Genomic DNA, 11,886 nt, shown 5'->3' with positions numbered 1-11,886 from the left:
CAATTATACGGACTTTATCATAATCATTTAGTATTTTCATTTAAAACAAATATTAAAACTTATTACTTTTCTAAGTATTAAAAATTTTCTTTCATTAAAAATTGTTGCTATAATAATAGCTAATAAATTAAAGGGGGAAAAATAATGACAAGTTTAGAAACTTATTTCAAAAACAGTCAGCCACTTGATCAGTACATTGAGGATATGACTGAAAACCAAGAAAATTTACTTACAATTTATAAATCATTCTCACTTCCTCAAGATGATGAACGTCTTGAAAAAATCAAATCTTTACCTTACAGCAAAGTGCTTGTAATAACAGAAGATTGGTGCGGAGATGCTATGATGAATCTTCCTATTCTAAAACATATTAGTGAAGCATTACACTTGGAAGTCAGAGTATTCCATCGCGATGAAAATACTGATTTAATAGATCAATACTTAACAAATGGCACGGCTAGATCTATTCCAATATTTGTCTTTCTAAATGATGATTTTGAACAACAAACTGTTTGGGGCCCTCGTGCTAGACAAGTCCAAAACTTTGTAGATGACACGCGCTCAAAATTACCTGAAAAAGACGACCCTACATTTAAAGATAAATCAGCAGAAACACACACAATTATTGCAAATCGTTACAAAACAGACTCACAAATGTGGAAACATGTTTACGATTCAATCTTAGATAAATTAATCACTAAATAATTAAACACGTATGAATTGGATGAGCTTTACTACAATTCATACGTGCTTTTATTGAAGTTTAATTTCTACTATTAAATATCTTTTTTAGATGCATAGAATAGATTAATAATAAATAAAATAACAATTGAAGCTGAGGTAATAAACCATTGCCAATTACTGAATGTATAATCTCCAGAAGTCGTTTTCGATGTTAAATAACTAAATGGAATATATTTTAATGAGTCTTGTATGTTATCTCCAATTTTTGGAATCATTGGTAAGAAAGGCTCTGCAAAAGGCACAATCAATACTAAGAAAATTCCTAATGTGAAAATAAGCGCTGTTTTAGGCACTACTAATGCAAATAAATATAATAGTAATCCAAAGAATAAATGGAACATTAGGAAAAACCATAGTAATTCAAAAATTTTATCCATTTTAATATTTTTACCATCTACAATACCTTGAACAATTAAAACAAATGCAACAAGAATAGCTGTTATTAATATAGCAATTAGTATAATAGAAACAACTTTTGCAACAACATAACCCACACGACTCGATGTTTTATTCATATATAATTGAATCGTACCTTGAGAAATATCACGTGTAATTGTTTTAATTACAAAAAGTAGACCCATAATAGAAAAGAACCAACTACCAATTGAAAGTAATGTATTACCATTCATTTCATCAGATTGTTGAACAAATAAAATTGTAAATCCAATCATTGGTAAAATCGTCAATAATAATGCTAAGTAAGTTAAAGGACTTTTAAATATACTAATCAAGTCATATTTTACGAGTTGTATACTGTTCATTATTGGCCACCTTTCTGATTGATATTAAAGTACGTATCACGTAACGAACTTTTACGTGTTTCAATAAATTCAGGGAAAATTTCTTTACTTGCTAACCCTCGTAATATGTCTTTATAGCTTTTTTGAGCCTTTAATATAACTTCTCCTGTTTCTTTTTGAGACTGTATAACATCAAAATGTTCATTTAAATAAGCTAATCCTGCCTCAAAGTCACCTGCTTCAAGATTCAATACCGTAGAATCTGTTGGAGCACCTTCTTTCATATCAACATCTTGTACAAATGTTCCATCTCTTAAAAAGACTGCTCTATCACAAATTAACTCTATGTCTTCAAGTTTATGACTTGAAATCAGGATTTTCATATCTAGTTCTTGAACAAGTGATTGTATCGTTTTTAAAACATCAATTGAACCGTCAGGATCCATTCCATTTGTTGGTTCATCTAAAATTAAATATTTGGGCTTATTCATTAAAGACACTGCAATAGCTAACTTTTGTTTCATACCCATTGAATATTTTTTGATTTTCTTTTTTATATAACCGCGCATTCCAAATGCATCGATAATTTGATCAGCATACTTTTTATCAAATCCTTTTCCTAACACATTTGCAAAAAGCTTCAAGTTATATAAGCCAGATTTATTATCGTATAATTTAGGATGCTCAATTAAATAACCTACGTTTTCTTTATTACTTAGTTGAACTTCACCTTTATAATTTACAATGTTGCCATTCATCACTTTCATTAAAGTGGTTTTACCCACTCCATTTTTACCTATTAAACCAACAATTTGACTATGGCCAAAATCAAAATCAATATGGTCTAATACGTTATTACTACCATATGTTTTAGTAATTTGTTTTAACTGCATAATGCGCCTCCTTTAATGTTAATTTAGCTTTCTATATTGAATGATATAATTTATTCCTAAAAATATAACACTTAGTGACAAAAAGCCATAGTTAAAGAAATTTTTAAAATATTTTAAATGTTCAAAGTCATAATCAAATAGTAATGAACAACCGATAATGATAATTGCAATGACAAACGGTAAGAAAATTAACATCCCTAGCACGTAAGGAATAAATGAAATATATTCTGCCTTTTGTTCTGTATAACGCTTAAAGCCTAATGGTATGGCAAAGAAGTTGATGGCAATATAAGAAAATGGCAATGTGAAATTAATGTTAATTGTATTATTTGTATAGTTATCATTGGAAATACCATATAAAGATAAAATGCCTGCACCAATAAAAGTAAATACCAAAACAGTTATATAGTTCGCATTTAATAAAGATAATTTAGAAACCGGTAAACTAGCAAAAAAGTCATAGGATTGTTTGTGTCCTAGCTTTTTATTAAAACGAAAAACATGTCCTGAATCTAAAACTGAAATAACTACCAGTACCATAACAAGTGCAGAATAAATCACTTTATTCATCAAGGTGTCATGATTCAAAATTAATTGTAAAGGCGAAATAACAAGTAAAACTGCATATAAAACAATCGTCCATTTACGTAACTTAAGGTTTCGAATAAGTAAATTTTTCATCTTATACCTCCCGCGTTGTTAATTATTAGAAAGGCCCTAATCATTCTTTTGGGTACCTTTTTCGAGGTAAACCATTAAGTCTTCAATTGTTGGACTAGTGATTGCAACGGCGTTTCCAAATATTTCATAAAACACATTGGCTTGAGTTGTTAGTGCAGTATAACCCGTTTTATTACTTTCAAAGTATTGAGTTAATTGCCTTAACTCTTCATCAATTTGATCGGAATCACCTTTGACAATTTTAAACTGATTTAAAAGTTTATCTAAAAAATCATTCAAAACAACTTCTCCATCTTTAATATAGACTAAATAATCAGCAATTTTTTCCAAATCAGAAATAATATGTGTTGATAAAAAAACAGTCTTTTTCTCATCAATAAGTTCTTTTTGAATGATATCTAAAACTTCATTTCTAACAATAGGATCTAGGCCTGAAGTAGGTTCATCTAAAATAAATAATTCCGCTTGATGGCTAAATGCGATTGCAATAGATAACTTCATCTTCATTCCTGTTGAAAATGTTTTAATCTTTTTATTAAAAGGTAAACCAAACAACTCAACATAATGTTTAAAAATATCATGACTCCAATAACTATAAAATGGCGCAATATAACTTTCTGTTTTCTTTATTGTCCATTTATCATTAAGATATAACTCAGAATAAATAAAACCAATTTTATCTTTTATTGCTACAGCATTATTTTTCATTTTTTGGTTAAAAACGAATATTTCACCATCATTAGGTTCAATTAAATCCATGATTAACCTGATAATTGTCGTTTTACCAACACCATTTGCTCCGATAAAACCAGTTACAAATCCTTGAGGGACTTTAAATGAAATATCATTTAATTGAAATTCTTTAAAATGATAATTAATGTTTTTCAATTCTATTGCATTCATTCGTCGTCCTCCTCATAAATCAACGCTAATATTTCTTGTAACTCTGACAAAGTCATCCCAATGGTCTTGGCTTCTTTACTCATTGATTTAGCTAAGGATTCTATAACTATAAATTGTTTTTCTTTTAAAATTGAACTGTCCTGCTCCTTCACAAATGTACCTTTTCCTCTTATAGTAAAAACAAAACCATCTTTTTCTAAATCTTCGTAGGCACGTTTTGTGGTGATTACACTGACACTTAAATCCTGTGCTAATTCTCTCATTGAAGGCAAATGTTCTCCAGGAGCAACGTATCCTTTTAAAATGTTCTCTTTTACTTGTTGTTTGATTTGCTCATAAATCGGCCTTTCACTACTATTTTTTAAAAGTATTTTCATTAACGTCCTCCCTCATAACTGTATATACACAATATATACAATATATACACACTTGTAAAGTCAAAATTTCATTTTAAATAAAAATTTACAGTGATTGAAAATTTTGTTTTAAATATTAAAACCAATAACTATATCGTTTAAAATAAAAAAGGCTAACCCACATAAAAAATGGGTAGCCTTACTCTTAGTAAGAAAGAAATTGTTGTCTCTATCTTACTATTTATTTCCTTTTATGATTTTGGTTATTTCTTTTGCGTCTATCATTACTTCTATTTATAAATGCACATATCATAAACATAATTGCTGCAATTAATAATTTTATGCCTGAATTTTCATGACCAGTAGCTTGCAAATAATAACCAACGACAAACAATACAATAGCAATAACCACAAATATTTTTGTTAAATGCTTCACTATACTCACCTCAAATAATTATATTGTATCAAAATTTACTCGCAATTTCTAAAACTCATTCGTATTATTTCTATTTAAATTTATTATTTTATTAATTTCCATTACACGCAATAGAATATATTGTTTGCAGTTTATACTTGGTGGTGCTAAAATATAATTGTATCCACGAATTATACTACACAACCCCAAGTCTGCGCTATCAGACTTGGGGTTTTTTGTGTAAGGCCACCTATTTGTCTTTCCACTTATCTTCTAACCAAACACGGAATACAACAAGTAAGCCACCTGTTATTAAAGTTACTAAAATTTCTTGCCACCACGTAATCATACTACACCCCCCACAAAAAAGTACCATGTAGGATTTTGATAGCCTATCTATATTCTAACATAAATAAGAACACATGTTCGTATAAAATGACCATAAATTTATATTTTTCTTATAAAATGTTTAGAACGCTTTAATTTTGACTGATTTCAAGATAATATAGTTATATCATTTAAAAAGTAAAGAGAGGTTAACAAACTATGAATCCTTTAGCTTTAGATTTAAACGAACAATTATCTAAATCCAATCCAGAAATCGCAGATATGCTTTCTGATTTAGGCAAATTAATGTATTATCCAAAAGGCATTTTATCACAATCTGCAGAAGCGAAAGCTACTAAGTATAATGCCACAATTGGTATGGCAACATATAAAGATAGTAAAATGTATGCTGAAACGTTAAATGATATGTTCAATCATTTAGAACCAAATGACATCTTTCCGTACGCACCTCCTCAAGGTTTAGAAGCACTTCGCGATTTATGGCAACAAAAAATGTTGAAAGACAATCCTGATTTAACTGCGAATCACATGACAAGACCTATTGTTACAAATGCATTGACACACGGTCTATCTATTGTGGGAGATATGTTTGTTGATAGCGGAGACACAATTTTACTACCATCACATAATTGGGGTAACTATAAATTAGTATATAGTACAAGACATAGTGCTGAAATTGAAACATATGATATCTTCGATGAGCATGGACATTTCACCACTGAACAACTTGTTCATACTTTAGAACAATATAACAAAGATAAAGTTATTTTAATCCTGAATTATCCTAATAACCCAACTGGCTATACGCCTACTAAAGATGAAGTAGCCGTTATTGTCGATGCCATCAAATCACTTGCAGAGCGTGGCACTAATGTTATTGCATTAATAGACGACGCTTACTATGGTTTATTCTATGAAGATGTTTACACGCAATCTCTATTTACTGCATTAACAAATTTACATTTGCCTAATTTATTACCTATCCGCTTAGATGGAGCTACTAAAGAATTCTTTGCATGGGGGTTACGTGTTGGATTTATTAGTTTTGGTGTGAACGATCCTATTACAAAACAAGTCTTAGAAGCCAAAGTAAAAGGGTTAATTAGAAGTAATATTTCTAGTGGACCAATGCCTTCTCAAAGTGCAGTTAAATATGTACTTGAAAACCATGATCAATTTGACAAAGAGATTCAAAAGAATATAGATACATTAAATGCAAGATACCAAACTACAAAATCTGTTGTTTATGACGAAAAATATTCAACATATTGGCAACCCTATGATTTTAACTCTGGATACTTTATGGCGCTTAAAGTTAAAAATGTTAATCCAGAACAGTTACGTAAGCATTTAATCGAAAATTATTCTATTGGTGTAATTGCATTAAATGATTCTGACATTAGAATTGCTTTTAGTTGTGTAGAAAAAGATGATATCCCTCATGTCTTTGATTCAATAGCTAAAGCCATTTCTGATTTACAAAATGTATAAAAAAGTCACTGGGACATAAAGTTCTTGGACAAGTAAAAAAGGGCAATTTCTATTGAAATCATATAGAAATTGCCCTTTTCAATATTGTGTTAATTATAGTTAGCTCATTGAGCTACTACCTGGTTTGATATAGAGCCTTGTTTTTTAAAGTATTTTAATGTGGAATTACATGTGAATGAGTTGTATTCTAGCGAGACGCTTGGGGGAACAAGATAAGCTGAAGATCACAGGATGAAGCTGCCCCCCCTAAGAAAGCGAGTCAACAATACGAAATACTGAAGAATAAAGAAGCACGCAGATGGATTAAATTATATCATTAAATCATCTGTGTGCTATTTTTCTAGGATTTATATATCAGTATCTATTTAATTTATTGTTGTTGTTTTAAAACACGAGACATTTCTTCAATTTTACCAGCATGTAAAGGAATATGAATGGCATTTAATACCAACAATTCGTCTAACGTATTACAACCTGCAATGGTTTCAGTTAATTCTGCTTGTAGTTCTTCATCTGAAATTTTTTGAGCACGCTCTGGTAAGGTTTGTAAATCGTTCAAGATTTCATCTATTTTTGGTACTGTTTCATCTCCCCAATTTTCTGGTGAGGATCCATAACCAAATAAACGCGTGTATTTCTCTACATCTACTGTATTTTTATCATATAAAGATAATGCAGATTCAAATATAGTTAAAACATGACCATATTGCCAATGTATTGTATTTGGGAATAAATCAATTTTATCGTCCAATACTTGATCATTACTCCAATTATCATAACCTGAAATTAAATAATTAACACCCATATCAATAACATCATATACTGATTTCTTTGTCATAATTTAATCCCCTCCACTCTTCAAATATCGTGCAACTTAAATATAATGTTACTATAAAAACGTACATCCACTCTCTACCCTTTTATTTAATACTTATTCACATAAGTAAAATTATTATAAACAATGTATATTTTAATTATTAATATCTAATCCACTGATTCAAAATTTAGATATAATTTATAATCAAAAAGCATACACTGACACCTTTGTATTATCACTAGTAAATCTCCAGTTTAATAACACGTTTGTTTTGCTTTAACTTATACTATGATATATAAAAAAGACGTTTCTCAAAAAATTTGTTTAAATGAGAAACGTCCATGAGTATCTTCTATAAAGTTTGTTTTTAATTTTTATATTATTTCGTCATATCAACCAACTAAACATAGATGTGATAAATATTTTACATCATGCCTGGCATGCCACCCATACCTGGTTGCGGTTCATTGTTATTTTCTTCAGGAATATTAGCAACAACTGCTTCTGTTGTTAAGAACATAGCTGCAACACTTGCTGCGTGTTGAAGTGATGAGCGTGTTACTTTAGTTGGATCTACAATACCAGCTTCAAGCATATTCACCCATTCATTAGTAGCAGCATTAAAGCCAACGCCTACTTCTGAATTTTTAAGTCTTTCAACTATAATTGAGCCTTCTAAGCCAGCATTTTCTGCTATTTGACGTACAGGTGCTTCTAGAGCTTTTAAGACGATATTAACCCCTGTAGCTACGTCGCCTTCAGCTTCAATTTTTGATACTTCATCAAAAATGTTCATAAATGCTGTACCACCGCCTGCTACAATCCCTTCTTCAACGGCAGCTCTTGTAGAGTTTAAAGCATCTTCAATACGTAATTTACGCTCTTTTAACTCTGTTTCACTTGCTGCGCCAACTTTAATTACTGCAACACCGCCTGCTAATTTCGCTAAGCGTTCCTGTAATTTTTCTCTATCAAAATCAGAGTCAGTTTCATCAATTTGTGCTTTGATTTGACTTACTCTTGCATCGATATTGTTTTGATCACCATCACCATCGACAACTGTCGTATTGTCTTTAGTAATTTCAGCTTTATTAGCAGTACCAAGCATATCAATTGTTGCATCTTTAAGTTCTAAGCCTAAATCGTCAGTAATCACTTGTGCACCTGTTAAAATTGCTAAATCTTCTAACATTGCTTTGCGACGATCGCCAAATCCAGGCGCTTTTACTGCAACTGCTGTAAACGTGCCACGCATGCGGTTTAATACTATATTTGTTAATGCATCGCCTTCAACATCGTCAGCTACTATTAAAATTGGACGGTTAGCTTGAACTACTTGTTCTAATAACGGTAAAATATCTTGGAAAGATGAAATCTTTTTATCTGTAATTAAAATATATGGTCTTTCTAACTCTGCAACCATTTTATCTGAATCTGTGACCATATATGGAGATTGATAACCTCTGTCGAATTGCATACCTTCTACAACTTCTAATTCGGTATTAAAGCCACTTGATTCTTCAATTGTAATCACACCATCATTTCCAACTTTTTCCATTGCTTCAGAAATATATTTACCAATTTCTTCATCAGCTGCTGAAATAGAACCAACTTGTGCTATTTCATTTTTATTATCTACATTTTGTGAAATTTCATGTAAAGCTTCAATTGCTACTTCTACAGCTTTGTCAATACCTTGACGTAGTCCAACTGGATTAGCACCGCTTGTAACATTTTTCAAACCTTCTTGAATCATTGCTTGTGCTAATACAGTAGCTGTAGTTGTACCGTCTCCAGCGATTTCATTTGTCTTGTTCGCTACTTCTTGTACTAATTTAGCACCCATATTTTCATAAGGATCTTCTAATTCAATTTCTTTTGCAATTGTTACACCGTCATTAGTAATTAATGGTGAAGTGTATTCTTTATCTAATACAACATTACGTCCTTTAGGACCAATTGTAACTTTGACAGCATTTGCTAATTTATCTACACCTCTTAGCATAGATTGACGTGCATCTTCAGAGAACTTTAAATCTTTAGCCATATTTCTTAACCTCCATGTTGTTAGTATATTTTATCGTAGTTATAATTTTTATTATTCAATAATTGCTAAAATATCATCTTCGTTTAGAATTAAATATGTTTCGTCTCCACGTTTAACTTCTGTGCCAGCGTATTGTTGAAAAACAACGTTATCGCCTTCATTCACTTCAGGAGCAACTCGAGAACCATCTTTTAAAATACGTCCTGCACCTACTGCAATTATCGTACCTTCATTTGACTTCTCTTTAGCGCTATCTGTTAATACAATACCACTTTTTGTTGTTTGCTCTTGTTCTATTTTTTGAATAATTACTCGGTTACCTAATGGTTTTAACATTGATTGTTCCTCCTTAGAATTGGAAATCTTTAGCACTTTATTACCTTGAGTGCTAATCTATTTTCTATAATAATCAAAGTTGGTCAATATTTCAAGTTAAAACCATCGTTGTATATTTTGTGTATGAACATAATTTACGCTAAAATAAGATATAAACTATTTTTGGAGGTTCATTATGTCTCGTTTGTGGGTATCCATATTGACATTAGTTATTTATGGTCTAGCACAATATGGTGTTTTATTTTTACATATGGCTGGTTTTTTCAGCAATTTAAGTGGTAAATCGTTAATGTTTACCAATATTTATACACAAGTGATTTTATTTATAATTGCATCCATCATTATCATTATAATCAATAATTTCATTGCTAATCCAACACAGTTAGAACAACAAGCAAAAGAGAAGAAACGCTACGCAATACTATGGGCATTCGTTGGATATGTTAGTGTTATGGTTTATCAAATCATTGCTAATTTAATTAATATGTTTGTATTAGGTGGACCGCAATCAAGTCCAAATACAGAAAGGTTAATGAAAGTCGCTCAAGATATACCTGTCTTCATTATTTTAATTTCAATTGTAGGCCCAATTCTTGAAGAATATGTGTTTAGAAAAGTTATCTTTGGTGAGTTATATCAATTTATGAAAGGTAATAAGACCCTAAAATTCATTGTAGCTTCGGTAGTAAGTTCTATTATATTTAGTGCTGCACACGGTGACCCAGCTTTCTTCATCATTTACTTTGGTATGGGAATGATTTTTTCAGGATTATATGCATTTACTAAGCGCATATGGGTTCCTATTGCTGTACATATGATGCAAAATGGTTTTGTAGTAATTATTCAAGTTTTAATTGGACCAGAAAAAATAAAAGAGTTACAAGAAACTACTTCATTTATTTTTAATCTTATTGTTTAACTAACATTTTATTATAAAATAAGAAAATAGTTACATTCTCAAAATAAAGGGTTAATCCATCTTATGAAATGGATTAACCCTTTTTATATTTTAGTTATTCATTATTTTTGTTTTTACGATGAACAAAGTAACCAACTACGACACCTACAAAGATAATAAAAATAGCTGTTATTAAAGCAAATAATATACGTTCAAATTTTATATCAATAGTATTTTTTGAATCTTTATCTGCAGTTTCAGTCATTTCTTCATCGCCACTAGAATGATACTCATATTTACCTGTAGCACTTTCCGTTTTTGGATTTTTCAAATCTGGCATAGAGCCAATTTCACCTGTAATCAAAGCTAAAACTTGATTATCTAAATTTTTATAATAATCCTGCGATTTTAATGGGTTAAAATACTGAAATTTAAAATAATTCGTTCCTTTCTGTAACTCATTTAAAAAAGCATTATCATCAAATCGTTGTGGTCTTAATATGGATAAAATTTCTCTATTAGAAATTTTTTCTTCACCATTGTTTAATTGTTTTACTTGGTTTACAACAAAAGGATTATATTTAAATGAACCGGTAGACATTTGGTTAAATCTATTTAAAATTTGACGGTCACTTTTTGTATGCGTCGACGCTTGATTTGTATCTTCTTTAACTGCTAAATCTCCATAATTAAAATCACTTTGATATTTATTTGATTGTGCATTTTCACTTGACCCTTTTAAGTTCGGACGCGCAGAATATGATGGTTTGATTGGTTTTGTTGGTTGATACGCATCTCCATTACCACTCTCATGATTTCCATTACTTGGTGTATTGGGATAATGAGAGTTTGACGGTGGTGTCAAATTAGGTCGGTCAGGCTTTGTCGGTGTTCCTGTACCTCCATTTGAACCGGTTGTATTTCCATCGTTGGGTTTATCTGGTTTTGGCGATGAACCTCCACCTTCATTTGGTCGGTCAGGCTTTGTCGGTGTTCCTGTACCTCCATTTGAACCGGATGTATTTCCATCATTGGGTTTGTCTGGTTTTGGTGATGAACCTCCACCTTCATTTGGTCGGTCAGGCTTTGTCGGTGTTCCTGTACCTCCATTTGAACCGGATGTATTTCCATCATTGGGTTTGTCTGGTTTTGGCGATGAACCTCCACCTTCATTTGTATCAGACGTGTCTCCTTCACTTGGTTCATCTGGTTTTGAA

14 protein-coding genes are annotated in these 11,886 nt (G+C 30.9%); 3 read left to right on the top strand and 11 right to left on the bottom strand.

The genetic code is table 11. The features are described 5' to 3' along the window. Nucleotides 1-144: 144 nt before the first annotated feature. Nucleotides 145-705 carry a thioredoxin family protein gene (locus KA833_RS13310; RefSeq protein WP_064209734.1) on the top strand — a complete coding sequence of 187 codons (561 nt, stop codon included), beginning with the start codon at nucleotides 145-147 and terminating at the stop codon, nucleotides 703-705. Nucleotides 706-776: 71 nt separating this feature from the next. Here the strand turns inward: KA833_RS13310 and pmtD are convergent, their stop codons facing one another. The 7 genes from pmtD to KA833_RS13940 all read right to left on the bottom strand — a co-directional run bounded on the left by pmtD (nucleotide 777) and on the right by KA833_RS13940 (nucleotide 5,078). Next, nucleotides 777-1,505: a phenol-soluble modulin export ABC transporter permease subunit PmtD gene (gene pmtD / locus KA833_RS13305; protein WP_046207990.1), complete on the bottom strand. Its 729-nt coding sequence runs from the start codon at nucleotides 1,503-1,505 to the stop codon at nucleotides 777-779. Then, on the bottom strand, nucleotides 1,505-2,377 hold the full coding sequence (gene pmtC / locus KA833_RS13300; RefSeq protein ID WP_046207991.1) for a phenol-soluble modulin export ABC transporter ATP-binding protein PmtC: 873 nt from the start codon (nucleotides 2,375-2,377) through the stop codon (nucleotides 1,505-1,507). The genes pmtD and pmtC overlap by 1 nt, the downstream gene beginning before the upstream one ends. A gap of 18 nt (nucleotides 2,378-2,395) precedes the next feature. Next, nucleotides 2,396-3,058: a phenol-soluble modulin export ABC transporter permease subunit PmtB gene (gene pmtB, locus KA833_RS13295; protein ID WP_046207992.1), complete on the bottom strand. Its 663-nt coding sequence runs from the start codon at nucleotides 3,056-3,058 to the stop codon at nucleotides 2,396-2,398. A 36-nt stretch (nucleotides 3,059-3,094) separates the two neighbouring features. After that, a complete protein-coding gene (gene pmtA, locus KA833_RS13290) occupies nucleotides 3,095-3,961 on the bottom strand; it encodes a phenol-soluble modulin export ABC transporter ATP-binding protein PmtA (RefSeq protein ID WP_046207993.1) in 867 nt (288 codons plus the stop codon). Then, nucleotides 3,958-4,338, bottom strand: a complete 381-nt coding sequence (gene pmtR / locus KA833_RS13285; protein WP_046207994.1) for a PSM export ABC transporter transcriptional regulator PmtR — start codon at nucleotides 4,336-4,338, stop codon at nucleotides 3,958-3,960. Before pmtR ends, pmtA begins: the two co-directional genes overlap by 4 nt. A 220-nt stretch (nucleotides 4,339-4,558) precedes the next feature. Further along, nucleotides 4,559-4,753: an SE1626 family protein gene (locus tag KA833_RS13280; protein ID WP_046207995.1), complete on the bottom strand. Its 195-nt coding sequence runs from the start codon at nucleotides 4,751-4,753 to the stop codon at nucleotides 4,559-4,561. A 229-nt stretch (nucleotides 4,754-4,982) separates the two neighbouring features. Further along, nucleotides 4,983-5,078, bottom strand: coding sequence for a Trp-rich small protein (locus KA833_RS13940; RefSeq protein WP_225309943.1), 96 nt, complete (start codon nucleotides 5,076-5,078; stop codon nucleotides 4,983-4,985). A 200-nt stretch (nucleotides 5,079-5,278) separates the two neighbouring features. Here KA833_RS13940 and KA833_RS13275 point away from each other — a divergent pair, with 200 nt between their 5' ends. Next, complete coding sequence (locus KA833_RS13275; RefSeq protein ID WP_046207996.1) at nucleotides 5,279-6,571, top strand: aminotransferase class I/II-fold pyridoxal phosphate-dependent enzyme; 1,293 nt, start codon at nucleotides 5,279-5,281, stop codon at nucleotides 6,569-6,571. A 370-nt stretch (nucleotides 6,572-6,941) separates the two neighbouring features. Here the strand turns inward: KA833_RS13275 and KA833_RS13270 are convergent, their stop codons facing one another. From KA833_RS13270 to groES, 3 genes are all read right to left on the bottom strand, one after another. Next, nucleotides 6,942-7,409: a bacillithiol transferase BstA gene (locus KA833_RS13270; protein WP_064209736.1), complete on the bottom strand. Its 468-nt coding sequence runs from the start codon at nucleotides 7,407-7,409 to the stop codon at nucleotides 6,942-6,944. A gap of 403 nt (nucleotides 7,410-7,812) precedes the next feature. Beyond that, nucleotides 7,813-9,435 carry a chaperonin GroEL gene (gene groL, locus KA833_RS13265; protein WP_046207998.1) on the bottom strand — a complete coding sequence of 541 codons (1,623 nt, stop codon included), beginning with the start codon at nucleotides 9,433-9,435 and terminating at the stop codon, nucleotides 7,813-7,815. A 51-nt stretch (nucleotides 9,436-9,486) separates the two neighbouring features. Next, nucleotides 9,487-9,771 carry a co-chaperone GroES gene (gene groES / locus KA833_RS13260; protein ID WP_019469562.1) on the bottom strand — a complete coding sequence of 95 codons (285 nt, stop codon included), beginning with the start codon at nucleotides 9,769-9,771 and terminating at the stop codon, nucleotides 9,487-9,489. A 175-nt stretch (nucleotides 9,772-9,946) separates the two neighbouring features. Between groES and mroQ the strand changes: the two genes are divergently transcribed. Next, nucleotides 9,947-10,690, top strand: coding sequence for an intramembrane glutamic endopeptidase MroQ (gene mroQ, locus KA833_RS13255; RefSeq protein WP_046207999.1), 744 nt, complete (start codon nucleotides 9,947-9,949; stop codon nucleotides 10,688-10,690). A gap of 94 nt (nucleotides 10,691-10,784) precedes the next feature. On the opposite strand, the gene KA833_RS13250 is transcribed toward mroQ, so the two are convergent. Further along, the coding region (locus KA833_RS13250; protein ID WP_245336304.1) for an SdrH family protein at nucleotides 10,785-11,886 on the bottom strand (1,102 nt) is incomplete at its 5' end.

The organism is Staphylococcus sp. GDY8P67P, from assembly GCF_017892545.1.
Taxonomy (GTDB): domain Bacteria; phylum Bacillota; class Bacilli; order Staphylococcales; family Staphylococcaceae; genus Staphylococcus; species Staphylococcus ureilyticus.
The sequence above is the reverse complement of the archived record's forward strand: the minus strand, read 5'-3'. Positions and strand labels throughout refer to the sequence as shown.